Source organism: Bradyrhizobium shewense (genome assembly GCF_900094605.1).
Taxonomy (GTDB): domain Bacteria; phylum Pseudomonadota; class Alphaproteobacteria; order Rhizobiales; family Xanthobacteraceae; genus Bradyrhizobium; species Bradyrhizobium shewense.
Map to the genome: position 1 here is coordinate 685026 of NZ_FMAI01000001.1, position 25046 is coordinate 710071.

Here is a 25046-nt window from a genome sequence, read left to right on the forward strand (position 1 = left end):
ACTTAGAGATGGTGGGCACGGCGCTTTGCGCCTTTGCCCACCCTACGGCAGCTCGCGCTACTTCACCTCCGCCAGCGCCGCGAGGATGCGGGCCCAGGAGCGGATGCCTTTCTGGAAGCTGCGAAGATCGTACTTCTCGTTCGGCGAGTGGATGTTGTCGTCGTCGAGGCCGAAGCCGACCAGCAGCGAGTCCAGGCCAAGCGTGCGCTTGAAATCGGCGACGATCGGGATCGAGGCGCCTGAGCCCATCAGCACGGTCTCCTTGCCCCATTCCTCCGTCAGCGCCTTGCTGGCAGCGGCAAGCGGCTTCATGTTCCAGTCGAGCGCGACGGCGGGCGCGGCGGAATGGTCGCCGAACTCGACCTTGCAGTCGCCGGGAATGCGCGCCGTCACGTAGTCGCGGAAGGCTTTGCGGATCTTTTGCGGGTCCTGCCCTTCGACCAGGCGGAACGAGACCTTGGCTGAAGCATGCGACGGGATCACCGTCTTGGAGCCCTCGCCGATATAGCCGCCCCAGATGCCGTTGACGTCGCAGGTCGGGCGCGATGAGGCCTGCTCGATCAGCAGGCGTCCCTTCTCGCCAGCGGGGATCGACAGGCCGATCGGCTTGAGGAACATCTCCGGCGTCAGATTGAGCTTCTTCCACTGCTCCAGGATATCGGGCGGCAGATCCTTCACGCCGTCATAGAAGCCGGGAATGGTGATGCGGTTGTCGTCGTCGAACAGGCCGCCCAGAATTTTGGTGAGCACCCGGATCGGGTTCATCGCGCTGCCGCCGAACACGCCGGAATGCAGGTCGCGATTGGCGGCGGTGATCTTCAGCTCTTCATAGAGCAGGCCGCGCAGTGAGGTCGTGATCGCCGGCGTGTTGCGGTCCCACATGCCGGTGTCGCAGACCAGCACGTAGTCGGCTTTGAGTTCGTCCTTGTTGGCCTCGATGAAGGGCACGAAGTTCTTCGAGCCGACCTCCTCCTCGCCTTCGATCAGGAAGGTGATGTCGACGGGCAGCGAGCCCGTCACCTTCTTCCAGGCGCGGCAGGCCTCGACGAACGTCATCACTTGGCCCTTGTCGTCCTCGGCGCCGCGCGCGACGATGATCTTGCGGCCGTCGGCATGGTCGGTGACGACGGGCTCGAACGGCGGACGGTGCCAGAGATCGAGCGGGTCGACCGGCTGTACGTCGTAATGGCCGTAAAAGATCACATGCGGCCGTCCGCCGGCCCCGGTCTTGCCGACGATGGCGGGATGGCCCGCGGTCGGCCTCACTTCAGTGGCGACGCCGAGGCTCGCGATGTCCTTGGCGAGATGCTCGGCAGCCGCCTTGCAATCCCCGGCGAAGGCGGGATCGGCGGAGATCGACTTGATCCGGAGCAGCGCGAACAGGCGCTCGAGGCTGTTGTCGAAATCCTTGTCGATGTGGTCGAGCACGGATTGAAGCTGCGCATTGGCCATGGTTGTGGGTCCTGACGTTCGAGTCTCAAGAGGTACCGGGTTTTAGCGCCGTCGCAGGCTCGGAGCCAGCCGCAACGGGCGGATGCCGGATGTGCCATGCAAGACTACCTGCAAGAACGGCGGTCGCGAGGAGGTTGTTGCCCCAGGCCTGGAGGACAGTTGGAAACCACGGCAGCGCCAGCAGCATGAGAATGCCGGCCGCGCCGAGCGCGAGCCAGGTTCCGAGACGCACATTCGCCCGCTCGTCGAAGGCGGCGCGATGCATCAGCACCGTCATCGGGAAGAACAGCCACATGAAGTAGTATTGCCGTGCCAAAGGCGAGGCCACCGTGATCAGGCAGAACAGGATGGCGAGCTCCTCGGCATCCGAGCGCGCCGTTCGCCGTGCTTGCTGCGGCATGATCGCGACGAAGCCGAGCCCGAGCAAGGCCGACAGCACCAGCACGATCCAGTTCGCCGTCCTGTAGTCGACGTCGATGATGTTCATCGTGCGCGGCGGCTTGCCGGGATCCTCCAGATTGAAGTTGATCGGGCGGACCAGGCGGTGCGTGACGGCGATGAGGGACTGGTTGACCCACGACCAGTTCTGCTCGTCACGCTGGCCAAAGCCCTTTTCCGAGCTCGTTCCGACCATGCCCTGATACCAGGTCGCAAGCTCGGCCGCGTTGCGCTCGAAGCCGCGGATCGGCGCCGGCACGACATAGAGCAGGATACCGGTGAAGGCGACCGTGGCGGCGGCGGCCGCCCATTTCCGCCGCCAGACCAGATACGGCAGGACCGCGATCGGAAACACCTTGATGGCAGCGGCGAGCGCGAACATGAAGCCTGCAAGCAAAGGACGTTGGTGTCGCAAGCTCCAGAAGCCGTAGAGCATCATGGCCAGCAGGACGAGGTTCGGCTGGCCGAGGTCGAACATGTCGAACACGAAGGGCACGGTGACGACGGCGGGCAGCGCCTCGAGCCAGCGGCCGGGGCTGCGCCCCGAGCCAGCCATGACCTGGGAGAACGTCCCGGTGTACCACCACGCCGCGGCGTTCAGGATCGACAGGACGACATAGAGCGGGATCTTGCCGAACCAGCTCGGGATCCCCAGCAGGATCGCCGGCAGCGGCGGATAGATGAACTCGAAATACTCGACGGCGGTGGCGGGATAGAGTGGCGCACCCTGCAGGACCTGCTGCCCGGCCCAGAACCACAGCGGGTAATCCTTGGTCTTGCCGCTGCCGAAGATCTCGGGAACGAGCACGTCGGCGGTGAGCAGGACGCAGCAGAACAGAAACAGCAGGTCCAGCGGCGCGCGCAGCGACAGGTGTCGGGGCGCGTCAGGCTTGGCTAACGGGGCGGGCGGGGTCACGGAGTGGTCCTGTGCGGCGGCGAACAGGACGTAGCAGACCGGCGCACGCTTGGAGAGCCCCTCACCTGAAATTGTAGGGGGTGATGGTCTCCGGCAACGGCACGTTGGGTGACTGAGTTCGAGCTTCCACGGCGTCATGGCCGGGCTTGTCCCGGCCATCCACGACTTTTGTCGCAGCACTGAGAACGTGGATGCCCGGGACAAGCCCGGGCATGACGACCTTTTGGGGGCAAGCGGAATTGCCCAAAGCGTTTTGCCTAGCGCCGCAGCAATCCGCCGAGCGCGCCGCGAACCAGCGTGCGGCCGATCGAGCCGCCGAGCTGGCCGCCGACCGACTTGCCGATATTGGCGGCCATCCCGCCAATCACCTGGTTGGTGACCGATCGCGTCACGTCCCGCGCAATGACCTGGCCGGTCGACAGGCGGGCGCGCTTGACGTTGGTGCCGAAGATGGTGCCGACGATCGAGCCGATCTGGCCGAGAAGGCCGCCGCCATTTCCGCCAGCCGGGCCGTCCGCGGTGGCCGCCGTGCCGGCAATGCGCTTCTGGATCATCTCGTAAGCGGACTCTTCATCGACCGCGGTGTCGTATTTGCCCTTCACCGGGCTCGCAGCCATGATCGCCTTGCGCTCGTCCGGCGTGATCGGCCCGATGCGAGCCGACGGCGGCCGGATCATCACGCGCTCCACCATCGCCGGCGTGCCGTTGCCCTCGAGGAAGGACACCAGCGCCTCGCCCTTGCCGAGCTCCATGATCACCTTGGCGGTGTCGAGCTTCGGGTTAGGCCGGAAGGTCTGGGCCGCAGCGGCGACCGCCTTCTGGTCCCGCGGGGTGAAGGCGCGCAGCGCGTGCTGCACCCGGTTGCCGAGCTGTCCGAGCACGCGGTCGGGGACGTCGACCGGGTTTTGCGTCACGAAGTAGACGCCGACGCCCTTGGAGCGGATCAGACGGACCACCTGCTCGATCTTGTCCATCAGCGCCTTGGGCGCATCGTTGAACAGCAGATGCGCCTCGTCGAAGAAGAACACGAGCTTCGGCTTGGGCAGATCGCCGGCCTCGGGCAGCTCCTCGAACAGCTCCGACAACATCCACAGCAGGAATGTCGCGTAAAGCCTGGGGTTCTGCAGCAGCTTGTCGGCGACCAGGATGTTGACCATGCCGCGGCCGTCGCGGTCGGTCTTCATGAAGTCCTTCAGCGTCAGTGCCGGCTCGCCGAAGAATTTGGTGCCGCCCTGGTTCTCCAGCACCAGGAGCTGGCGCTGGATGGTGCCGACGGTGGCCTTGGTGACGTTGCCGAACCCCTGTGCGGCCTTGCGGATGGCTGCGAGCGGATCCTCCGCCGCGTCCGCCCCCTTCTTGGCGCTATCGGGCACGATGGCGTCGAGCAGTGCGCGCAGATCCTTCATGTCGATCAGGGTCAGCCCGTTGTCGTCAGCGACGCGGAAGGCGACGTTGAGCACGCCTTCCTGCACATCGTTGAGGTCGAGCATGCGCGCCAGCAGAAGCGGCCCCATTTCCGTGACGGTCGCGCGCACCGGATGGCCCTGCTCGCCGAACACGTCCCAGAACACCGTCGAGAACTGGTCGGGCTGGAAATTCAGGCCCATTTCGGAGGCGCGCTTGAGGATGAAGTCTTTGGCCTCGCCAACCTCGGAGATGCCGGAGAGGTCGCCCTTGATGTCCGCCGCGAAGACCGGAACACCGGCGCGCGCAAATCCTTCCGCCATCACCTGCAGCGTCACGGTCTTGCCGGTTCCGGTCGCACCGGTGACGAGGCCGTGGCGATTGGCGAGCGCCAGCGTCAGCCATGCCTGCTCGTCTCCCTTGCCGACGAAGATCTTGTCGTCGGTATCGCCGAGCTTGCTGTTCTGTGCGGTCATTATTCTCTCTGATCTCTCTGCCGGGTTTCGCGTATTGAAACTCAAATGCACCAGTTCCGTAGTTTAACGCATGTTGCGCGCCGATTAAAACGGTTCAACGCGGCCGAACATGCGACATTGTCGGAAACAGACGGACGACATCAGCCGAAAGTAGGAGCGAGGTGTTCGCAACGCGGCAATTTTTCGCCGATTCCATCTCCGCTCTTGCACCGCTGCAACACCTTTCGCGCGTTCGAAGGTGAATCGCGACGGCGCGTGCGTTCATCGCTTGAATTTCACATCACACCGGCTCAAGATCATTTTCGAAAGAAATACTCCGGCAAGCAAACCGGCTGAGGGGCGGGCCTTATGGACGAGCTGATCGGGCGGCTGGCGACAAACGCCAGCATAGATAGTGCTGTCGCTGAAAAGAGCGTCGGCATCATCCTGGGCTTCCTCCGCAACGAGGGTCCTTCCGACAGCGTGCAGGCCCTGATCGACCAGATCCCCGGAGCGGAAGCCGCGATCGAGGCATCCAGCAGCGGCGGCGGACTGTCGCGGCTGATGGGCGGCGGCTTGATGGCGGTCGGCACGCGCCTGATGGGCCTCGGACTTGGCATGTCGGAGATTCAAAACGTCGCCCGTGAACTTTTCCGCTTCGGCCGAGACAAAATCGGAGCAGATCAGATGGGCAAGATCGTTGCGGGGACGCCGGGCCTCAGCCAGTTCGCCTGAAGCTTTGGCAATTCATATCGAGTATCATGACATATCCGATCTCCGAGATTGAGGGCCTGTCGGTCTTTGCCGCCAACAAGTTGAAGGCGCAGGGTATCCGCACCACCGACGGGCTGCTCGAGGCGGCCGGCACGGTGAAGGGCCGTAAGGCGCTTTCCGCCAAGACCGGCATCAGCGAGCAGCTGCTGCTGGAATGGGCCAACGTCTCCGATTACATGCGTATCCCCGGCATGGGCCGGGCCAAGGTCGGCCTGGTCCGCGCCGCCGGCGTCACCACCGTGCGCGAGCTCGCCTATCGGAATCCGGCAAGGCTCGCCCAGAGCATGCGGGACGCCAACGAGAAGAAGAAGCTGCTGCGCATCCTGCCTTCGGAGAAGTCGGTCGGCGACATCATCGCCAAGGCGAAGAAGCTGCCGCCGAAGATTACGTATTAGCCACACGCTCTCTCCGTCATACCCCGCGAAGGCGGGGTATCCGGTACGCCGCGCCTCCTCCGTATCGTCGCAATGCCTCGGAGTACTGGATTGCCCGCTTTCGCGGGCAATGACAGCGAGGGCTTGGTCTTGACTCCCCCTCCCCGACCGCGCAAAGCGGGCGCCATGAATGCCTCGCCCTCCCCATCCGTCCCGCCGGCCGGCTCGGCCGGGCCAGATGCGCTGCGGAAACTGCTGGAACGACCGATCCCGGCGGTGATGGGCGTGCTCAACATCACCCCGGATTCCTTCTCCGACGGCGGCGAGTTCATCGCGCCCGAGCAGGCGCTCGCGCGGGCGCGGGCGATGATCGCGGATGGCGTCGACATCATCGATATCGGCGCCGAATCCACCCGGCCCTACAAGGGCGCGAAGGCCGTCACGGCGGACGACGAGCTGACCCGGCTCAAGCCGGTGCTGGCTGGCGTCGTAGCCCTCGGCGTGCCCGTGTCGATCGACAGCATGAAGGCGGAGGTGGTGGCCTACGCGCTCGACCAGGGCGCGGCCATCGCCAACGACGTCTGGGGCCTGCAACGCGACGCCGCCATGGCGCCGCTGGTGGCCGCAAGAGGCGTCCCCGTCATCGTCATGCACAACCGCGACGACGCCGATCCCGCCATCGACATCATCACGGACATGAAGACGTTCTTCCTGCGTTCGCTGGACATCGCCGCAAAGGCCGGCATTGCGCGCGACAAGATCGTGCTCGATCCCGGCATCGGCTTCGGCAAGACCGCCGAGCAAAGCATGACCGCGCTGGCGCGCTTGCGCGAATTCGAGATGTTCGGCCTGCCGATCCTGGTCGGTGCCTCGCGCAAGCGTTTCATCGCCTCGGTGTCGCCGTCCGAGCCGAAGGACCGGCTCGCCGGCTCGATCGCCGCGCATCTGATCGCCGCGCAGCGCGGCGCAAAGATCATCCGGACTCATGACGTCGCCGAGACCTTGCAGGCGCTGCGGGTGGCGAACGCAATCGAGGGCAAGCAATGACCGATACGATCTTCGTCTCCGGCCTGTCGATCCACGCCCGCCACGGCGTGATGGATCACGAGACCGAAGTCGGCCAGCGCTTCGTCATCGATCTCGAACTCTATACCGACCTGTCGGAGCCTTCGCGCAGCGACCGGCTCGCCGATACGGTGTCCTACGCCGAGGTCGTGGCGACGACGACGGCGGCGTTCAAGAATACCAATTACAAGCTTCTGGAGCGCGCCGCCGGCGCGGTGGCCGACGCCATCCTGTCGCACTTCCCGCGCATCCGCGCCGTGAAGATCACCGTACACAAGCCGCATGCGCCGATCGCCGCGATCTTCGACGACGTCGGCATCATGCTAACCCGCTCGCGGCATCCCTGATGGCAAGCGTGCTGATCGCGCTCGGCGGCAATGTCGGCGATGTCCGCGCGACATTCGCCAAGGCGATCGCCCATATCTGCGGCATGGCGCAAGCTGCGCTGATCGCGCGATCCTCGGACTATGCGACGCCGCCGTGGGGCGACGAGGACCAGGCGCCCTTCATCAATGCCTGCATCGAGATCGAGACCGACCTCGATCCGCACGCGCTGCTGTTCGTGCTGCAGAAGGTCGAGCAGAAATTCGGCCGCACGCGGAACAAGGAGCGGCGCTGGGGCCCGCGCACGCTCGATCTCGACATGATCGCCTATGACGATGTCAGCTTGCAGAAGCCGGATCTGACCCTGCCGCATCCGCGCCTGTTCGAGCGCGCTTTCGTGCTGGTGCCGCTGGCCGAGATTGCACCCGACCGCGTGATCTCGGGCATTCCAGTGCGCGACGGGCTCGCCAGCGTCTCGACGCAAGGCATTGAGCGACTTCCGGATACCGGTTAACCAAAAACAACCGTTTGCAGGGGCGGCCCGCCGTGGCAATTTCGCCTGCGAATAACGATACGTTTGGGAGCCCTTGGCCGCATGACCTCCGTGACTGACGACCTGCCGCTGGCGGCCGATTTTCCCAAGGCGACCGTCGAGGATTGGCGCAAGCTGGTCGACGGCGTGCTGAAGGGCGCGCCGTTCGAGAAGCTGGTCGGCAAGACCTATGACGGAATCAAGATCGAACCGCTCTATCCGCGCGCCAAGGCTGTCGCGCCCGTCGTGGGTCGACCGGCCGCTGCACCCTGGCAAATCATCCAGCGGATCGACCATCCCGATGCGGCGCTCGCGAATGCGCAGGCTTTGCAGGACCTGGAGAACGGCGCGACCGGGCTCGCGCTGGTGTTCGCCGGCGGCAGCGGCGCTCACGGGTTCGGCCTGGAACCTTCGGCCGATGCGGTCGCAAAGGTGTTAAAGGATATCCATCTCGATGCCGGCATCGGCCTCGAGCTTCAGATCGGTCCGCAATCGCGGATGGTCGCGATCCATGTCGCGGAATATGTGAAGAGCAACGGCCTCGATCCCGCCGCCTGCAACATCCGCTTCGGGCTCGACCCGCTCGCGGCGGGCGCGGTGTGGGGCCACAGCCCCTATACCTGGGAGGAGATCGCCCCCGCCGTCACCGGCGCGATCAAGGGCCTCGCCGGGCTCGGCTTCAAGGGACCGTTCGCGTCCGCCGACGGACGCGTGATCCACGATGCCGGCGGCTCCGAGGTGCAAGAGCTCGCCTTCGTGCTCGCCTGCGGCGTCGCTTATCTGCGCGCGATCGAAGGCGCCGGCATTCCGCTGGAGGCCGCGCAGGGCATGGTCTACGCGCGGCTTGCCGCGGATGCCGATCAGTTGCTGACCATGGCGAAATTCCGCGCGCTGCGGCTGCTCTGGGCGCGGATCGAGACCGCGTGCGGCCTCACGCCCAAGCCGCTGTTCATCGCCGCCGACACGGCCTGGCGCATGCTGACGCAGCGCGATCCCTATGTGAACATGCTGCGCGCGACCATCGCGACGTTCGCGGCCGGGCTCGCCGGCGCCAACGCGATCACCGTACTGCCGCACACGCTGGCGCTCGGCCTGCCCGATCCGTTCGCACGCCGCGTGGCGCGCAACACGCAAGCCCTGCTGCTGGAGGAGAGCAACCTTGCCAAGGTCTCTGATCCCGCCGCGGGCGCGGGCGGCATCGAGACGCTGACCGCGCAGCTTTGCGAGGCCGCCTGGGCCCTGTTCCAGGAGAGCGAGACCGCCGGCGGCGCCTTTGCCGCCCTTCAGCAAGGCCTATTCCAGAGCAAGGTCGCGGCCGCGCGAAAAGCGCGTGACGCCAACATCGCAAAGCGTCGCGACGTGCTGACCGGCGCCAGCGAGTTTCCGAACCTGCATGAGAGCGAGACGGCGGTGCTGAAAGCGACACCGGTCGAGCTGGCACCGTATGGCGAGCAGAAATACAAGTTCGATGCGCTGCCGCCGATCCGGCTGGCGGAACCGTTCGAGGCGCTGCGCGACAAATCCGATGCGGCACTCAAGTCGCGCGGCGCGCGGCCAAAGGTGTTCCTGGCCAATCTCGGCACGGCCGCCGATTTCACCGCGCGCGCGACCTTTGCCAAGAGCTTCTTCGAGGCCGGCGGCATCGAGGCCCTCGATAGCGAGGGCTTTGCCGATGCGGCCAAGGTCGCGGCAGCGTTCAAGGCCTCGGGCGCCGAGCTTGCCTGTCTTTGTTCCAGCGACAAGGTCTATGCGGAACACGCCGAAGCTGCAGCGAAGGCCCTGCAAACGGCCGGCGGGCGACATATCTATCTGGCAGGCCGCCCGAGCGAGACCGAGGCGGCGCTGCGGGCCGCCGGCGTCACGGGTTTTGTCTTCGCCGGAGGCGATGCGCTTGCCACGCTGAAAGACGCCTATCGACGGATGGAACAGAAATGACCGAGCCAGGCAAACCAGTTCTCACCGGCGGCTGCCAATGCGGGGCCGTGCGCTTTGGCGTCACGACCGCGCCAACCAGGATTTCGATCTGCCACTGCCGCATGTGCCAGAAGGCAGCCGGCGCGCCGTTCGCCTCCTTTGCCGACATCAACAAGACGGACTTTGCCTGGACCAAGGGGCAGCCGTCGTTCTTCCGTTCCTCCACCATTGCCGAGCGCGGCTTTTGCTCGGCCTGCGGCACGCCGCTGAGCTTCGGCCGCATCGACGGCGACCGGATCGAGATCATGACCGGCGCGTTCGACCGTCCTGACCAGATCATTCCGACGCGACAGTTCGGCACCGAATCCCGTCTCGGCTGGGTGGTCGGCATCGCCAATCTGCCGAGCCAGACCACGCAACAGAATTACGGACCGGAGAAGATGGCGACCATCGTCAGCCATCAGCATCCGGACCATGATTGAGGATATGGTTGAGACCATGAGCCGCATTCCCAATTTCGCAAACGTCGCCTTCGAGCGCGCCACGACCGCCGCGCCGTCAGGCAGCGCCGAACCGTGGCTGACGCCCGAGGGCATTCTGGTGAAGCCCGCTTATGGCGAGGCCGATCTGGCCGGGCTCGATTTCCTCGAGACCTATCCCGGCATCGCGCCTTTCCTGCGCGGCCCCTACCCCACGATGTATGTCAACCAGCCCTGGACCGTCCGGCAATATGCCGGCTTCTCCACGGCGGAGGATTCCAACGCGTTCTACCGCCGCAACCTCGCGGCAGGACAGAAGGGCCTCTCGGTCGCCTTCGATCTCGCCACCCATCGCGGCTATGACTCTGACCATCCGCGCGTCGGCGGCGACGTCGGCATGGCTGGCGTCGCCATCGATTCCATCTACGACATGCGCACGCTGTTCGCAGGCATTCCGCTCGACCAGATGAGCGTGTCCATGACCATGAACGGCGCGGTGCTGCCGATCCTCGCGCTCTATGTCGCGGCCGCCGAGGAACAGGGCGTGGCGCCGGAGAAACTCTCAGGGACGATCCAGAACGACATCCTGAAAGAGTTCATGGTGCGCAACACCTACATCTATCCGCCTGCGCCCTCGATGCGGATCATCTCGGACATCTTCGCCTACACCTCGCAAAAGATGCCGAAATACAATTCGATCTCGATCTCCGGCTATCACATGCAGGAGGCCGGCGCGACGCAGGACCTCGAGCTTGCCTATACCCTCGCCGACGGCGTCGAATATCTACGCGCCGGCCTTGCCGCCGGCCTCGACGTCGACCGCTTCGCGCCGCGCCTGTCGTTCTTCTGGGCGATCGGCATGAACTTCTTCATGGAAGTCGCCAAACTGCGCGCCGCGCGCCTGCTCTGGGCGAAGCTGCTGAAACCCTTCAATCCCAAAGACCCGCGTTCACTGTCGCTGCGCACGCATTCCCAGACCTCGGGTTGGTCGCTGACGGCGCAGGACGTCTTCAACAACGTGATGCGCACCACGGTGGAGGCGATGGCGGCAACGCAAGGCCACACCCAGTCGCTGCACACCAACGCGCTCGACGAGGCGCTGGCGCTGCCGACCGACTTCTCGGCGCGCATCGCCCGCAACACCCAGCTGTTCCTGCAGCAGGAGAGCGGCACCACCCGCATCATCGATCCCTGGGGCGGCTCGTATTATGTCGAGCGTCTGACGCGCGACCTCGCGGCGAAAGCGTGGGGACACATCCAGGAGGTCGAGGAGCTCGGCGGCATGGCGAAGGCAATCGAGGCCGGCCTGCCGAAGCTGCGCATCGAGGAAGCGTCCGCCAAGACGCAGGCGCGGATCGACGCCGGCAAGCAGGCGGTGATCGGCGTCAACAAGTACAAGCCGACCGACGAGGTGCCGATCGACATCCTGAAGGTCGACAACACCAATGTCCGGCGCTTGCAGATCGACAAGCTGACGCGGCTGAAATCCGAGCGCAACCAGAAGGACGTCGATGCCGCGCTCGCGGCGATCACGCGCTCGGCCGGCGAAGGCAACGGCAATCTGCTCGCGCTCGCGATCGACGCGGCACGCGCCAAGGCGACCGTCGGCGAAATCTCTGACGCGATGGAGAAAGTGTTCGGCCGGCACCGCGCCGAGATCAAGTCCATCACCGGCGTCTATAAGCGGGAAGCATCGAGCATGGGCAATCAAGTCGAGAAGGTTCAGGCGCTGATCGACGCCTTCGAGGAGGCCGAAGGCCGCCGCCCGCGTATCCTGGTCGCCAAGATCGGCCAGGACGGCCACGACCGCGGTCAGAAGGTGATCGCGTCCGCCTTCGCAGACATCGGCTTCGACGTCGACATCGGGCCGCTGTTTGCGACCGCCGACGAGGCCGCGCGACAGGCGGTCGAGAACGACGTGCACATCCTCGGCGTCTCCTCGCTCGCCGCCGCCCATCTCACCGCCGTGCCGGAGCTGAAGGCCGCGCTGAAGAAGCAGGGCCGCGACGACATCATGATCATCGTCGGCGGCGTGGTGCCGCCGCAGGATTACGACGCGCTCTATGCCGCCGGCGCCGAAGCGATCTTCCCGCCGGGCACCGTGATTGCGGACGCCGCCGAGGAGCTGATCCGCAAGCTGAACGCCCGGCTCGGCCATAGCGAGGCGGCGGAGTAGCTGATAGACTGGCCGGGTGACCGGCCGGGTGCGTGCATGACACGTGACGAAATCATCGCTGCGATACGCAAGAACGCGGATGCCATCAAAGGCAAGGGCGTATCGAAGCTTGCCATTTTTGGCTCGCGCGCCCGGGACGATTATCGGCCTGACAGTGATATCGACGTTCTCGTCGAGATCGAGCCGGACACCTCTTTTTCCCTGCTCAACTTGATCGATGTCGAGCACATCATCGAGGATGCGACTGGCTTGCAAGCACAGGCAACTGTTCGCCGCTCCATCTCTCCCCGCTTTGCGGAGCGGATCGCAGACGACATACACGAGATATTCTGACGCTCACGCAGGAGCACTATCCTTGAAATTTATGACTCGCCTGAGCGTCGCCCTGGCGCTGAGCGCAACATGCTCGTTCTCCGCCCACGCCGCCGACCCCAAACCCGACGCCGTCGTCAAGACCAAGAGCATCGAGGTGCGCGTCCTCCTCGACGACAGGATCAAGGCGGATGCAGCGCTGGCGGCGGATTGCCTCGCGGAGGGTAAAAAATGGCTGGACAAGAATGCCGCCGAAGCTGCCGCCGCGCGCAAAGCCGATCCGCAGTTCTCTAGGGACGGCGGCTGGGAGTTTGAGCGCAAATACGAAATCCGCTCGGTGATCGCCGACCGCTACGTCAGCGTCCTCCGCAACGACTACATGAACACAAACGGCGCGCATCCCAATTCGGACGTGAACACGATCCTGTGGGACAAGGCCGACAACAAGCGCATCTCGATCCGCCCGTTCTTCACCGAGACCGCCGACAACGGGGCGACGATGAAGGCGATGGTGAAGGCCATCATCGCCTCGCTCCGCACCGAGAAGAAGAAGCGCGACGCCAGCGAGACCGCAACCGACGAATGGTTCAAAGGCGTCGCGCCGAGCCTGCTCAAGGTCGGCGCGGTGACGCTCGCGCCCTCGACTGAAGCGGGCAAGAGCTCCGGGCTGGCCTTCCACTATCCGCCCTACGCCGTCGGCCCCTACGCCGAGGGCGAGTATGTCGCCTTCGTGCCGTGGGAGACGCTGAAGCCGTATCTCACCGCGGAAGGCGCGCGCAACTTCGGCGGCGCGCGGCCGAAGGGCGACGCCGAGGAGCCTTGAGCGGTCGCTAACTGGACCGCGCCAGCGTCCGCGCAAGTGAGTCCGTCCAATCGGGAATCCAGGACGCGAATAGCGCCTGCCAGCGATCGGCATCCGCCGGCTCGGTATCGAGCGCGACCGACCATTCGATGAGGGTGCGATCGCCCTCGATGATCGGGCGCAGGTGCATGGTGCCTTGATAGCGCGTCGGCGCTGGCGTCTGGCTTCCGTCATCTTGCGGATACGGCAGCGCTTCGAGACCGGCATAGGTCAGGGTGTGCTGCCGATCCGAGTGATCGACCAAGCTCTGGCGGATCCAGTTTCCGAGATAGCAGAAGCGTCTGATGGCGCCCACTTCATCCCCGCGTTTGTCGTCTTCGATCTCGCTCTCGCTCACGCCGTCGATGTAAGCGGGATAGTTGTTGAAGTCGCGGATCAGCGACCAGACTTCGTTCAGCGGGCGGTCCAGCACGGCGCTGTAATAGGCTTGGGTCATCGGTGGCTTGCCTTTGGCTTTCGTTACGCGCAGAGGTTGGCGAATTGCGCGGGCAAAACCCACCCGATTTCCGACTGCCCATCCCACGGGCATGCTGTTTTCACACAACATGTCGATCTCGTTGGTAGCGCTACCTTGCGGCGGCGCTGCAAAGCCGACTAGAATGGCGCATTGAGAAGAGCACCCGACGTCACGGGCGCCGCTGGGAGGGATTCAATGTCCAAGATTTCGCGCCGCACCTTTGCGGCTTCGACCGCCGCAGTTGCGGCATCCGCCGCTTTCGGCTTCAAGCCAGCGCATGCGCAAGCCTATCCGGCCCGGCCGGTCACCGTGATCGTGCCGTGGGGCGCGGGTGGCGGAACCGATGCGACCGCGCGCATTGTCGCAGCGCTGCTGGAAAAGGACCTCGGCCAGCCCTTCAACGTGGTCAACCGCACCGGCGGCTCCGGCGTGGTCGGCCATAGCGCGATCGCGACCGCACAGCCCGACGGCTACACCATCGGCATGCTCACCGTCGAAATCTCGATGATGCACTGGCAGGGCCTCACCGAGCTGACGCCGAAGAGCTACACGCCGCTGGCGCTGATGAACGAGGACCCGCCGGGCATCCAGGTCTCCTCGTCCTCGCCTTACAAGACGGTCAAGGAGCTCGCCGAGGCGATCAAGGCGGCACCTCCCGGCAAGTTCAAGGCCTCCGGCACCGGCCAGGGCGGCATCTGGCATCTGGCGCTGGTCGGCTGGATGCAGGCGATGGGCCTGCCCGCCAACCAGGTCGCCTGGGTGCCCTCGAACGGCGCGGCCCCTGCGATGCAGGATCTCGCCGCCGGCGGCCTCGACCTCACCACCTGCTCGGTGCCGGAGGCGCGCGCCATCATCGAGGCGGGCAAGGCCAGGAGCCTCGCCATCATGGCCCCCGCTCGCAACCCGATCTTCAAGGACGTGCCGACGCTGAAGGAAGCGATGGGCATCGACTACGCGACCGGCGCCTGGCGCGGCATCGGCGCCCCGAAGAATCTGCCGCCGGAGATCGCAACCAAGCTCACCGCGGCGCTGAAGAAGGTCTACGAGTCCGCCGAGTTCAAGGACTTCATGAGCAATCGCGGCTTCGGCACCGTGTGGGGCGATGCCGGCCAGTTCGCAGGCTTCATGGACAAGGGCGACGCCCAGATGGGCGAAGCGATGAAAGCGGCCGGCTTGAGCAAGGCGTGATCTGGTACCGAGACGCTCTGATCGCCTCTCCCCGCCTGCGGGGAGAGGCCGGAATACGCGCGAAGCGCGGATTCCGGGTGAGGGGGACTCTCCGCGAGTCCAACTCTCACCGTCCTACCTGGAGAGCCCCCTCACCCCAACCCCCTCCCCGCAAGCGGGGCGAGGGAGAACTTCTCTCATAGGACTCCTCCCATGCGTCTTCCCGACTCCGTTACGGGATCGTTTCTCGTCGTGCTTGGTGCTGCGGCCGCCTATGGCGGCTGGATCTTGCCGCCGGTGCCGGGCCAGCCGGTCGGCCCCAACGTGTTTCCGCTCGTGATCGGCAGCGGCCTTGCGCTGTGCGGGCTCGCGATCGTGTTCGGGATCGGCCACTCGTTCGAAGAGGAGGAAGAGCTGATTCCGCTGGAGGACGGCCAGGCAGCCGCCCCGCCGCCGCAGGGCAAGCTCTACGGCCTGCGCGCCTTGCTGCCGCCGGCGCTGCTGCTGTTCTACGTCGCCGCCGCCGACCGGCTCGGCTTCATCATCACTGCGGCGATCATGGTCTATGTGACGTCCACCGCGCTCGGTGCGAAGTGGAAGCTGGCGCTGCCGCTTGCCGCGCTGTCGCCGTTCGCCATCCACCTCATCTTCGGCAAGCTGCTGCGCGTGCCGCTTCCTGCCGGCCTGCTGCCGACGCCCTGGTAATCCCCATGCTCAAGACCCTGATTGAAGCATTCGCGCTGATCTCCACCTGGGAGGTCATCATCGCGATGTTCGCAGCCTCGGTGTACGGCCTCGTGATCGGCTCGCTGCCCGGCCTGTCGGCAACGATGGCGACCGCCCTGCTCGTCCCCGTCACCTTCTACCTCTCGCCGATCGCGGCGATCGCGACCATCGTCGCGGCGTCCTCGATGGCGATCTTCTCCGGCGACATCCCCGGCGCATTGCTGCGCATTCCCGGCACGCCGGCCTCCGCGGCCTATGCCGACGAGGCCTACGCCATGACGCGCAAGGGCCAGGCCGAGCTCGCGCTCGGAGCCGGCGTCTGGTTCTCCGCGGTCGGCGGCATTGCCGGCGTGCTGTCGCTGATGATCTTGGCGCCGCCGCTTGCCGAAATCGCGCTGTCGTTCTCGACCTTCGAATATTTCTGGCTGGCGCTGCTCGGCCTGATGTGCGCCACCTTAGTGGCGCGCTCCTCCCCGGTGAAGGCGATCGCCGGCATGTTCCTCGGCCTGCTGGTCTCTTGCATCGGCATCGAAAATCCCGGCGGCGTGCCGCGCTTCACCTTCGGCCTCACCGATCTGTTCGGCGGCATCGAGCCGATCCCGGCGCTGGTCGGCGTGTTCGCGGTGGCGCAGGTGATGCGCGCGATGCTGACGCCGGAGCCGCCGCCGCTGCCGCGGCGAAAATTCGGAAGCATCATGGCCGGCCAGTGGAGGCTGACCAAGCTGTATCACTGGCAGATGACGCGCGGGAACATCGTCGGCATCATCATCGGCGTGCTGCCCGGCGCCGGTGCCGACATGGCCGCCTGGGTCTCCTACGCGATGTCGAAGCGCTTCTCCAAGGAGCCGGAAAAATTCGGCACCGGTCATGTCGAGGGCCTGGTCGAGGCCGGCGCCAGCAACAATGCCAGCATCGCCTCGGGCTGGGTGCCCTCGCTGCTGTTCGGCATCCCCGGCGACACCATCGCCGCGATCGCGATCGGCGTGCTCTACATGAAGGGCCTCAATCCGGGCCCGACGCTGTTCACCGAGAAGGCGTCGAGCATGTACGCGATCTACCTGATGTTCATCATCGCGAACATCCTGATGATCCCGCTCGGCATCGCCATGATCCGGGTTGCCGCCTACATCCTGCTGGCGCCGCGCTCGACCATAATGCCGATCATCATGTTGTGCTGCGCGGTCGGCTCGTTCGCGATCGGCAACAACATGTTCGGCGTCGTCACCGTCGCCGCCTTCGGCGTGATCGGCTACGTCATGGAGGCGAACGGCTATCCCGTCGCCGCCATGGTGCTCGGCATCGTCATGGGGACCATGGTCGAGCAGGCCTTCGTGACGTCACTGATCAAGTCCGACGGCAGTATCCTGCCGTTCTTCGAGCGCCCGGTCGCGGCCATCCTCGCCGCGATGGCGATCGGCGCCCTGCTGTGGCCGGTGATGGTGTGGGTGTGGCGCAAGGTGAAACCGGTGCAGACGGCGGCGGCGACAAGCAGGTGATTCCGGGCGAGCGGCCCTCGCCTGCCTCGCCTCGGCGTTGTAAAGCAGGGCATGACTGAGAAGAAGGCCTCGCTGGACATCAAATCCCTCGCCCGCGACCTGCGCGCCGGCAGCCGCGCCGCCCTTGCCCGCGCCATCACGCTGGTGGAGAGCCGTCGCGGCGACCACCAGGCGCTGGCGCGCGAGCTGGTGCAGATGCTGCTGCCCGAGACCGGCAAGGCGTTTCGCGTCGGCATCACGGGATCGCCCGGCGTCGGCAAGTCCACCACCATCGATGTGCTCGGGACGCACCTGATCGAACAGGGCCACAAGGTCGCGGTGCTCGCGGTCGATCCGTCCTCGGCACGCAGCGGCGGCTCGATCCTCGGCGACAAGACGCGAATGGCGCGACTGTCGGCCTCGGACCACGCCTTCATCCGCCCCTCGCCGTCCTCGGGCACGCTCGGCGGCGTCGCGGCAAAAACGCGCGAGGCGATGCTGTTATGCGAGGCGGCCGGCTTCGACGTCGTGCTGGTCGAGACCGTCGGCATCGGCCAGTCCGAGACCGCGGTCTGCGACATGACGGATTTCTTCCTCGCGTTGATGCTGCCGGGCGGCGGCGACGAATTGCAGGGCATCAAGAAGGGCCTGGTCGAGCTCGCCGACATGATCGCCATCAACAAGGCCGACGGCGACAATCTCAAGCGCGCCAACATCACTGCCGCCGATTATCGCGGGGCGCTGCATATTTTGGCGCCGCGGTCCGAACATTGGCACCCACCCGTCGTCACCTATTCGGCGCTGGCCGGCACCGGCATCACCGACCTCTGGCAGAAGGTTATAGACCATCGCAAGGCGATGAACGCGTCGGGCGATTTCGCCGCGCGGCGGCGTCAGCAGCAGGTGAAATGGATGTGGTCGATGCTGGAGCAACGGATGCTGGCGCGGCTGCGCAGCGAGGCCTCGGTTCGCAGCAAGGTCCGGAAGATCGAGACCGAGGTCGCCGACGGCCATCTCACGCCGGCCCTCGCCGCCGAGCAGATCTTGGAGTTGCTGAAATGAGCGAAAAGCTCCGCATTCTCCTCACCGGCTTCGGCCCGTTTCCCGGCGCGCCCTATAACCCGACCCGGCCGCTGGTCGCGCGGCTCGCGCAACTGCGCCGTCCGGCACTCGATGATGTCGCGCTCTCCAGCCACATCTTCCCGGTCACCTATGCCGCGGTCGACCGGCAATTGCCGGAGGTGCTCGCGAAGGTGAAGCCGGATGCGCTGTTGATGTTCGGCCTCGCCGCGCGCACGCCTTACCTGCGCATCGAGACCCGCGCGCGCAACGCCGTCACCATGCTCTGGCCCGATGCCGCCAACACCCGATCGAGCAAGCGCGGCATCGCCGGCCATGCCGACGCCATGAATTTCGGTCCGCACGCGGCAAAGCTGCTACGCGCCGCGCGCCTCACCGGCATCGATGCGCGCGCCTCGCGCGATGCCGGCGCCTATCTCTGCAACTATCTGAGCTGGCGCGCGATCGAGAACGTGAAGGCGGGCGGGCCGCAGCTCGCGGCGTTCATCCATATCCCCCTGCTCGCGCGCAGCGGTGCGGTCCGGCGCAAGGGCGCGTCGCGGATCACGCTGGAAGAGCTGGTCGATGCGGGGGAAGCCATGCTGATGGAGATGGTGGCGTTGGCAAGGAAGGGGCGGAACACACAGGTTTCGTAGGGTGGGCAAAGGCGCCCTCGCGCCGTGCCCACCATCTCTTTCCATCTGCCGTCAAATCGTGGGCACGCTACGCTTTGCCCACCCTACGGCACCATCTCTGCGGTAAACATTTAACCCTACCGCGAACAATCCCCGCGCCCCCGCCTGCCCTGCGCTACCTAGTCGGCGCGGATGCCCTCCCGCCTCCGCCGGAGGACGCGTCATGGACCTCAATCGCCGCCATCTCATCGGAGCTTCGACCGCGGGCATCGCGGGCGCCCTCGCCATGCCGGCCGACGCCGCGCGCGCGGCGCCGCTGACATCCCTGCTCGGCCGGGATGCCACGCAATACGGCGTGCGGCCCGGCAGCAGCGAAGATCAGACCCGCGCGCTGCAGCGCGCGATCGACGAGGCTGCACGCGCACGGCTGCCGCTGGCGCTACCGCCCGGCGTCTATCGCAGCGGGCTGTTGCGGCTGCCGAACGGCGCACAATTGATCGGCGTGCGTGGGGCAACGAAGCTGATCTTCACTGGCGGCGCCTCGGCGATCCAGAGCGACGGCTCGGACTCCATCGGCCTCACCGGCATCACCTTCGACGGCGGCAACATCCCGCTGCCGGCACGGCGCGGACTGATCCATGTCCTCGGCGGGCGCGATGCGCGCATCACTGATTGCGATATCAAGAACTCAGGCGGCAGCGGCATCTGGCTCGAGCAGGTGTCCGGCGACATTTCCGGCAACACCTTCACTGACATCGCGGTCACCGCGGTGGTCTCGTTCGATGCCAGGGGTCTCAGCGTCTCCCGCAACACCATCATCGGCACCAACGACAACGGCATCGAGATCCTGCGCACGGCGATCGGCGACGACGGCACGCTGGTCGCCGATAACCGCATCGAGAACATCAAGGCCGGCCCCGGCGGCTCCGGCCAGTACGGCAACGCCATCAATGCCTTCCGCGCCGGCAACGTAATCGTGCGCGGCAACCGCATTAGGAACTGCGATTACTCCGCAGTGCGTGGTAACTCCGCCTCGAACATCCACATCACGGGCAACAGCGTCAGCGACGTGCGCGAGGTCGCGCTCTATTCGGAGTTCGCGTTCGAGGCCGCGGTGATCGCCAACAATACAGTGGACGGCGCGGCCGTCGGCGTCTCCGTCTGCAATTTCAACGAAGGCGGCCGCATCGCGGTGGTCCAGGGCAACATCGTCCGCAACCTGATTCCGAAGCGCCCCATCGGCACCGCGCCCGACGACGATGCCGGCGTCGGCATCTACATCGAGGCCGACACCTCGGTGACCGGAAACGTGATCGAGAACGCGCCGTCCTACGGCATCGTCGCCGGCTGGGGCAAATATCTGCGCGACGTCGCCATCACGGGCAACGTGATCCGCAAGGCCCTGGCCGGGATCGGCGTCTCCGTCGTGCCGGGCGCCGGCTTGGCGCTGGTCAACAACAACATGATCTCCGAGACCCCGCGCGGCGCCGTGGTCGGGCTGGACCATGCGCGTGCGGTGACGTCGGACCTGTCAGCCGACGGCGCGCAACGGTTCGCACAGGTGGTGCTCGGCGGGAACGCGGTGCGAAGGTAGGCATCGGCTTGCAGCCGGGCCGCCCATCCTTCGAGGCTCCCCATGGGACGCGCTGCGTCCCATGCCTCGCGCCTCAGAATGACGGGGCGGGAGGTGCGGTTGCCCTCTTGCCCACGCTCCGGAGCGCTAGAATGCGTTCCTGAGCAGCGGGTATTTCGCTTCCAGGCCGTCGAGGCTGAAGGTGAATTCGACGACGCGCTCGGGGGCTGCGACGATTTCCTCGGCCGGCGGGGCGAACTGCGGCAGGAGCGATGCCATCGCGGCAGGCGCGGTCTTTGGCGGCTTCGCGGCAGACGCAGCCAGCGGCGGCCTCACTTCAGGCGCGGTGAATGGGGCCGTTGCGGCGGGCACGGCGAGCGGTGACCTCACGGCGGGTGCGGCCAGCGGCGCCCTCGCCGCAGGAGCCTTTAGCGGCGGCATCTCGGCCGGCGCGATAAACGACGCCATCGCAATGGAGGCTGCGGGCGCGGCGAGCGGCGCGATCGGGGCTTCGGTGATCTCGGCGAGAACGTCCGGCTTCGGATCGAGCCTGACCGGCACGGCGGTCTCGGGGGCGATGTGGACGGCCTTTGGCTGCAGGGTCTTGGGCTGCAGGGTCTTGGGCTGCACGATCTGCGCCTGCTGCTCGCGCGGAAACACACGGGGCATGGTCGCCGGCGACCAGCCGAATGCCGGCGTCACGCTTGCAGCGGCCTCGGCGACATCAGCACCGGTGGCAAGCGCGCGCCAGGTCTGGACCGCGCGCTTGGCTTCCTGGATGTTTTCGAGGAATGCCATCTCGGAGTGATAACGGCGCCAGCGTCCGGTCTCGAACATTTCGGAGAGATGTTGCAGCCGCTGCTCGGCGAGGGCGCACCAGCGCGCCGCGACGTCGCGGCCAGCGACCACGGCACGCGCAGACGCGTAATCAGACTCTTGGCGATGTGTCATGAACCAGCCCGTCAGGGGAAAACACGGCGCGGGGGACGCAACGCACACGAATCAATTTAGACGCGACATGAATATTTTGTGGAAAAGTTTTGACTTGTCCAGCAACGACACGGCAGTCGTCGTCAATCACCGTAGTCGTGCGGAGATTTGCTGTGTTTTCGAGTCAAGCCTCGCACAAGCATAGCGGAGGTGCGACGCGCTGAGCGAACAGCCGACTCGAACACAGCGGCGTCCGATCAACCGCAAGCTGAACGAACGCGAGGCTTCGAAGAATCGGATGCCCAAAAGAAAAGACCCGTCCGGGGGGACAACCGGACGGGTCAAGCCATATGGGCGCTTGGGGTGGATGGGCGCTCGCGCCTGATATGACTGATGGGGAGGGATGACCGCTCCCACATAATTTGGTCGTGGCAGCTGGCTGAACGTTCAATGCGGGGTTCGCTTTTTTGGCCTTCGGCCCGCACGCATCTTTGTCGCAGCCGCTATCGTGTCGCCGGCCTATCCGCCTGAGAAACCGTGGGTTTCTCGTCCGCACTCGACAGCGAGGGTTGTTCGATCGCGCGGGTGCCAGGCTCATCGCGACGCTTCCCGGCATCTTCACGTTTTGTTGTACCGGACGCAGCCGCAACCGGCGTCGCGCCATCGGCGGGAACAGCCATGACCGCGGCAAACGCATCGGTCTGGCCGTCGCCGAAAAGCTCGTCACGTCCGGGGGAGCCGAGGTCGCGCGCGGTCTTCGCCAGCGTCATGCGCAGCGCTTCCGGCTTCAAGGTGTAATTGCGCTCGAGCAGCAACGCCGCGACGCCGGAGACATAGGCAGCCGAGAACGAGGTTCCCGACGTCATCTGGTACTTGCCGTCCGGCGCCGGCAGGAAGATGTCGACCCCGGGCGCTGAGACGGCGATGTAATTGCCGCGGTTGGATGCGGTAAACAGCCTGTCCTGCTGATCGGTCGCGCTGACGGCGATCACGTTAGGATTGGCGGCCGGATAGAGCGGCGGCGATTTTGCGCCGGCATTGCCGGCGGCGGCGATCAGCACGAGGCCGCGCGCGGCGGTCGCCGCGATGGCGCGCTCGATCACCGCGTCCTTCGGACCGGCAAAGCTCATATTGACGATCTGCGCGCCGTGCTCGGCGGCGTAATTCAGCGACCGCAGGATGATGTAGGACGAGCTCTCGGCGCCGCCATTGCTGCCACCGAAGGCACGGATCGCGATGATGCGCGCCTGGGGCGCGCTACCCATCAGCCGGTCATGCGCCACGATGGCGCCGGCGATGCCGGTGCCGTGGACGTGCGGCCCCTCCGCGCTGCCGAGCGCATCGAAATTGTCGGCGACGGAATTGGCGAGCTCGGGATGCTTGGTGTCGATGCCGGAGTCGATCACGGCAACCGTGACGTTGGCGCCGTGCGCCAGCGTATGCGCCTGCGGCAGGCGGAGCTTTGTCAGTGCATATTGCGCAGGGTCGCCCTCGCTGGGGGGCGTCGATTTCTGGTCTTGCAGCATATAGCGGAAGTTCGCCTGGACCGAGCGCACGCTGCCGTCGGCCGCGAATTCGCGCCGCACCGTCTCGTACGGCCGGCCATCTGTGATGCGGAACAGACCGAACGTAGCCCCGATCAGGGGGAAGCTCTCCGACGAGATCCGCGTCAAGCCGTGCCGGCGGGCCAACGCGTCAGCATCACCGGGCGACAATGTGCCGTCGATCTCGGCCACGAATTCGTTGGCGAAGCTGCGAAGATTGGCGGCGGCCGGCGTGGCGTTGCCACGGCCCTTGCCGGCGCTCTTCTTGGCGGGTTTGCCTGAGCCACCGCCGCCGGCATTCGGCTGCGCCAGGCATTCGCCGTCGGCATCGCGATAGGGCGCGGTACAGGCCGGATACAGGTTCGGCGAGTAGCGCGCATAGGGCAGCACCGTCGTCGTCGGCCGCAGGCGCGACGTCGTGGTGTGGGGAATGGTCGCCATCGTCCGCGGGCCGCGGTCGACGGACACCGCCCTGGCCGAGATGGTCGGACCGATGCGCGGGGCGATGCTCGGAGAGATGGTCGGCGTTCGCGTGGGCACGCTGATCGTCGGCGTGCGCATGATCGCCTGCGCCTGCGCAACCTCGACGCCGAGACAGGCGGCGATCAAAAGCGCCGCGCCGACCGATGAAGCGTAGGCCCCGGCGCGCACCCTGCTCTCGGACTTGCCTGTCATCGGATCAGCGGCGCGCTTAAGGCGCCGCGACGGCGAGGTTGACGAACTTCTCGCGCTGCATCTTGCCCAGCAGCGAGGCGAGCTCGTCCTGGCTCATCGCCTTGTCGAACTGGAGGCGGAACATGCCGCCCTTGGCATCGCCGATGATCGAGGCCTGGTAGCTGTCGAGCAGCGCGGTGATGTCGGCGACGCGGGCCTCGGGCGTGAAGCGCACCAACGCGCGCGCCGGCGGAACAGTCGTACCGAGTTCGCGTGTGATCGGACCGCTGGTCGAGAGCGAAGCGGTCTGGAAGGTCGCGGGCTGGTTCTTCATCAGCACGGCGCCGATGATTCCGGCTTGCAGCATCAGCGCGATGGCGCCGAGGCTCGCCGACCACGCCAGCGTGCGCGGCGACAGGCTCGCGAAGAAGGTCGAGATGCGCGCCGACAGCGGCAGCGAGCCGCTCGCCCGCGCCGGCTCGGCGTCGATCGCCGCGAACAGCTTCTGCAGCGCGCGCGCCGACGGAGCGCCCAAGCTCTCGTTCAGATGGATGGTCTCTTCGTACTCGCCGCGGATAGCCGCATATTGCCTGGCAAGCTCGGGATCGCGCGCCAGCGCTTCCTCGACCCGCCGCGCATCGCGCGCGTTCAGCGTGCCGGCCGCGTGCCACGGCAGCAGCAGTTCAATTTCACTGGGCTCTTGCTCCAGCATCTTCTTGCTCAAAGCCATCATGGCCAGCCTCGCTCAACGCCGGCTGCCTTCAGCAGTTCGGCCAGTTTCTTGCGCGCATAAAACAAGCGCGTCTTCACAGTGTTCTCCGGTATCCCGACGATTTCGGCCACCTCTTCCACGGATTTCTCGTGGTAGTAGACGAGATCGACGATTTCCCGATGGTCCGGCGAGAGGCCCGTCAGACACTCCCGCAACGCTTCACTGGTATCCTTTTTCTGCACCACCGTTTCCGGATTGTCGGACGTATCCTCGATCGCGTTGGCGGCGTCTTCGTCCAGTTCGAAATCCTTCCTGCGCCGGAGCGCAGACAGGGCCTTGAAACGGGTGATTGCCAGCAGCCAGGTAGAAACGGCGGATCGGCCCTCGAACTTGCCGGCTTGACGCCAGACGTCGAGAAACACCTCGCTGATGAGGTCTTCCGCCGCCTGCTCGTCCCGCACGAGCCTGAGCCCGAACCTGTAGACCCTGACATGGTGCCGCCCGTACAGCACCTGCATGGCGAGCCGGTCACCTTGGGCGATCCTGGCGATCAGGACCTCGTCCGAAGCCGCCTGTGTCACGCTCAATGCCCGTCTCGCAAAGTTGGTCGGGTCGGCGCGGCGGACGGTTCGATAGG

26 protein-coding genes are annotated in these 25046 nt (G+C 65.9%); 17 read left to right on the forward strand and 9 right to left on the reverse strand.

Features of this window, described 5'->3' with window-relative positions:
* Nucleotides 1-57 precede the first annotated feature (57 nt).
* The 4 genes from GA0061098_RS02950 to GA0061098_RS02960 all read right to left on the reverse strand — a co-directional run bounded on the left by GA0061098_RS02950 (nucleotide 58) and on the right by GA0061098_RS02960 (nucleotide 4686).
* The gene (locus GA0061098_RS02950) at nucleotides 58-1452 is read right to left on the reverse strand and encodes a M20/M25/M40 family metallo-hydrolase (protein WP_091953233.1); all 1395 of its coding nucleotides are present in this window, start codon (nucleotides 1450-1452) and stop codon (nucleotides 58-60) included.
* A gap of 25 nt (nucleotides 1453-1477) precedes the next feature.
* Complete coding sequence (locus tag GA0061098_RS02955; protein WP_091953236.1) at nucleotides 1478-2806, reverse strand: glycosyltransferase family 87 protein; 1329 nt, start codon at nucleotides 2804-2806, stop codon at nucleotides 1478-1480.
* Between the two features lie 61 nt (nucleotides 2807-2867).
* Nucleotides 2868-3020, reverse strand: a complete 153-nt coding sequence (locus tag GA0061098_RS44720; RefSeq protein WP_165637114.1) for a hypothetical protein — start codon at nucleotides 3018-3020, stop codon at nucleotides 2868-2870.
* Nucleotides 3021-3063: 43 nt separating this feature from the next.
* Entirely contained in the window at nucleotides 3064-4686 is a 1623-nt protein-coding gene (locus tag GA0061098_RS02960; RefSeq protein WP_091953239.1) for a helicase HerA-like domain-containing protein, read from the reverse strand.
* Nucleotides 4687-4731: 45 nt separating this feature from the next.
* On the opposite strand from GA0061098_RS02960, the gene GA0061098_RS43515 reads away from it, so the two are divergent.
* The 11 genes from GA0061098_RS43515 (at nucleotide 4732) to GA0061098_RS03010 (ending at nucleotide 13438) form a co-directional block, all read left to right on the forward strand.
* Nucleotides 4732-5022 (forward strand): hypothetical protein, encoded by a 291-nt coding sequence (locus GA0061098_RS43515; protein ID WP_129590802.1) that lies wholly within the window; start codon nucleotides 4732-4734, stop codon nucleotides 5020-5022.
* A 12-nt stretch (nucleotides 5023-5034) separates the two neighbouring features.
* Complete coding sequence (locus GA0061098_RS02965) at nucleotides 5035-5400, forward strand: hypothetical protein (protein WP_091953242.1); 366 nt, start codon at nucleotides 5035-5037, stop codon at nucleotides 5398-5400.
* A gap of 26 nt (nucleotides 5401-5426) precedes the next feature.
* Nucleotides 5427-5834, forward strand: coding sequence for a DUF4332 domain-containing protein (locus GA0061098_RS02970; protein WP_028142940.1), 408 nt, complete (start codon nucleotides 5427-5429; stop codon nucleotides 5832-5834).
* A 165-nt stretch (nucleotides 5835-5999) separates the two neighbouring features.
* The gene (gene folP / locus GA0061098_RS02975) at nucleotides 6000-6860 is read left to right on the forward strand and encodes a dihydropteroate synthase (protein ID WP_091953245.1); all 861 of its coding nucleotides are present in this window, start codon (nucleotides 6000-6002) and stop codon (nucleotides 6858-6860) included.
* The gene (gene folB / locus GA0061098_RS02980; RefSeq protein ID WP_091953248.1) at nucleotides 6857-7225 is read left to right on the forward strand and encodes a dihydroneopterin aldolase; all 369 of its coding nucleotides are present in this window, start codon (nucleotides 6857-6859) and stop codon (nucleotides 7223-7225) included. The genes folP and folB overlap by 4 nt, the downstream gene beginning before the upstream one ends.
* Nucleotides 7225-7716 carry a 2-amino-4-hydroxy-6-hydroxymethyldihydropteridine diphosphokinase gene (gene folK / locus GA0061098_RS02985; RefSeq protein WP_091953251.1) on the forward strand — a complete coding sequence of 164 codons (492 nt, stop codon included), beginning with the start codon at nucleotides 7225-7227 and terminating at the stop codon, nucleotides 7714-7716. Before folB ends, folK begins: the two co-directional genes overlap by 1 nt.
* Before the next feature lie 81 nt (nucleotides 7717-7797).
* A complete protein-coding gene (locus GA0061098_RS02990; protein ID WP_091953254.1) occupies nucleotides 7798-9669 on the forward strand; it encodes a methylmalonyl-CoA mutase family protein in 1872 nt (623 codons plus the stop codon).
* On the forward strand, nucleotides 9666-10130 hold the full coding sequence (locus tag GA0061098_RS02995) for a GFA family protein (protein ID WP_091953257.1): 465 nt from the start codon (nucleotides 9666-9668) through the stop codon (nucleotides 10128-10130). The genes GA0061098_RS02990 and GA0061098_RS02995 overlap by 4 nt, the downstream gene beginning before the upstream one ends.
* A gap of 16 nt (nucleotides 10131-10146) precedes the next feature.
* On the forward strand, nucleotides 10147-12303 hold the full coding sequence (gene scpA / locus GA0061098_RS03000; RefSeq protein ID WP_091953927.1) for a methylmalonyl-CoA mutase: 2157 nt from the start codon (nucleotides 10147-10149) through the stop codon (nucleotides 12301-12303).
* Nucleotides 12304-12339: 36 nt separating this feature from the next.
* Nucleotides 12340-12636, forward strand: a complete 297-nt coding sequence (locus GA0061098_RS03005; RefSeq protein ID WP_091953260.1) for a nucleotidyltransferase family protein — start codon at nucleotides 12340-12342, stop codon at nucleotides 12634-12636.
* 31 nt (nucleotides 12637-12667) lie between these two features.
* A complete protein-coding gene (locus tag GA0061098_RS03010) occupies nucleotides 12668-13438 on the forward strand; it encodes an RsiV family protein (RefSeq protein ID WP_091953262.1) in 771 nt (256 codons plus the stop codon).
* A gap of 7 nt (nucleotides 13439-13445) precedes the next feature.
* On the opposite strand, the gene GA0061098_RS03015 is transcribed toward GA0061098_RS03010, so the two are convergent.
* Complete coding sequence (locus GA0061098_RS03015; protein ID WP_245323142.1) at nucleotides 13446-14024, reverse strand: SRPBCC family protein; 579 nt, start codon at nucleotides 14022-14024, stop codon at nucleotides 13446-13448.
* A gap of 105 nt (nucleotides 14025-14129) precedes the next feature.
* Between GA0061098_RS03015 and GA0061098_RS03020 the strand changes: the two genes are divergently transcribed.
* From GA0061098_RS03020 to GA0061098_RS03045, 6 genes are all read left to right on the forward strand, one after another.
* On the forward strand, nucleotides 14130-15122 hold the full coding sequence (locus GA0061098_RS03020; protein WP_091953268.1) for a tripartite tricarboxylate transporter substrate binding protein: 993 nt from the start codon (nucleotides 14130-14132) through the stop codon (nucleotides 15120-15122).
* A 192-nt stretch (nucleotides 15123-15314) separates the two neighbouring features.
* On the forward strand, nucleotides 15315-15806 hold the full coding sequence (locus tag GA0061098_RS03025) for a tripartite tricarboxylate transporter TctB family protein (protein WP_091953270.1): 492 nt from the start codon (nucleotides 15315-15317) through the stop codon (nucleotides 15804-15806).
* Nucleotides 15807-15811: 5 nt separating this feature from the next.
* Nucleotides 15812-17323 carry a tripartite tricarboxylate transporter permease gene (locus GA0061098_RS03030; RefSeq protein WP_091953273.1) on the forward strand — a complete coding sequence of 504 codons (1512 nt, stop codon included), beginning with the start codon at nucleotides 15812-15814 and terminating at the stop codon, nucleotides 17321-17323.
* Between the two features lie 51 nt (nucleotides 17324-17374).
* Nucleotides 17375-18364, forward strand: coding sequence for a methylmalonyl Co-A mutase-associated GTPase MeaB (meaB, locus tag GA0061098_RS03035; protein ID WP_091953275.1), 990 nt, complete (start codon nucleotides 17375-17377; stop codon nucleotides 18362-18364).
* Nucleotides 18361-19017: a pyroglutamyl-peptidase I gene (locus tag GA0061098_RS03040; protein ID WP_091953278.1), complete on the forward strand. Its 657-nt coding sequence runs from the start codon at nucleotides 18361-18363 to the stop codon at nucleotides 19015-19017. Before meaB ends, GA0061098_RS03040 begins: the two co-directional genes overlap by 4 nt.
* 202 nt (nucleotides 19018-19219) lie before the next feature.
* Complete coding sequence (locus GA0061098_RS03045; RefSeq protein ID WP_091953280.1) at nucleotides 19220-20590, forward strand: TIGR03808 family TAT-translocated repetitive protein; 1371 nt, start codon at nucleotides 19220-19222, stop codon at nucleotides 20588-20590.
* A 126-nt stretch (nucleotides 20591-20716) separates the two neighbouring features.
* Here GA0061098_RS03045 and GA0061098_RS03050 read toward each other — a convergent pair whose 3' ends face one another.
* The 4 genes from GA0061098_RS03050 to GA0061098_RS03065 all read right to left on the reverse strand — a co-directional run bounded on the left by GA0061098_RS03050 (nucleotide 20717) and on the right by GA0061098_RS03065 (nucleotide 24996).
* Entirely contained in the window at nucleotides 20717-21478 is a 762-nt protein-coding gene (locus GA0061098_RS03050; RefSeq protein WP_165637150.1) for a TIGR03809 family protein, read from the reverse strand.
* Between the two features lie 524 nt (nucleotides 21479-22002).
* Nucleotides 22003-23718 carry a S8 family serine peptidase gene (locus GA0061098_RS03055; protein WP_091953285.1) on the reverse strand — a complete coding sequence of 572 codons (1716 nt, stop codon included), beginning with the start codon at nucleotides 23716-23718 and terminating at the stop codon, nucleotides 22003-22005.
* A 16-nt stretch (nucleotides 23719-23734) separates the two neighbouring features.
* Nucleotides 23735-24430: a hypothetical protein gene (locus tag GA0061098_RS03060; RefSeq protein WP_091953286.1), complete on the reverse strand. Its 696-nt coding sequence runs from the start codon at nucleotides 24428-24430 to the stop codon at nucleotides 23735-23737.
* The gene (locus tag GA0061098_RS03065) at nucleotides 24427-24996 is read right to left on the reverse strand and encodes a sigma-70 family RNA polymerase sigma factor (protein WP_018315733.1); all 570 of its coding nucleotides are present in this window, start codon (nucleotides 24994-24996) and stop codon (nucleotides 24427-24429) included. Before GA0061098_RS03065 ends, GA0061098_RS03060 begins: the two co-directional genes overlap by 4 nt.
* Nucleotides 24997-25046 lie beyond the last annotated feature (50 nt).